The sequence below is a fragment of the Microbacterium sp. ZXX196 genome, assembly GCF_009709595.1.
Taxonomy (GTDB): domain Bacteria; phylum Actinomycetota; class Actinomycetes; order Actinomycetales; family Microbacteriaceae; genus Microbacterium; species Microbacterium excoecariae.
Genome location: NZ_WMEE01000444.1, coordinates 1 through 244, shown reverse-complemented (window position 1 = coordinate 244; position 244 = coordinate 1). Strand labels below are relative to the sequence as shown.

The following is a 244-nucleotide window of genomic DNA, read 5'->3' as shown; positions in this document are numbered from 1 at the left end:
TAGAGCATGACGCCCAGGTAGCGCAGTCGTCCGACGCAGGTTTCGGAGCAGACGGTGGGCTGGCCCGCTTCGATGCGCGGGTAGCACAGGGTGCACTTTTCGGCTTTGCCGGTGTGGTGGTTGAAGTAGACCTTCTTGTAGGGGCAGCCGGTGACGCACATGCGCCAGCCGCGGCAGCGGTCCTGGTCGACGAGGACGATGCCGTCCTCGATGCGCTTGTAGAGGGCGCCGGAGGGGCAGACGG

1 protein-coding gene is annotated in these 244 nt (G+C 66.0%); it reads right to left on the bottom strand.

Annotated features, from left to right (window positions below):
- The coding region (locus tag GJQ66_RS13635) for a 4Fe-4S dicluster domain-containing protein (protein ID WP_306461825.1) at positions 1 to 244 on the bottom strand (244 nt) is incomplete at both ends.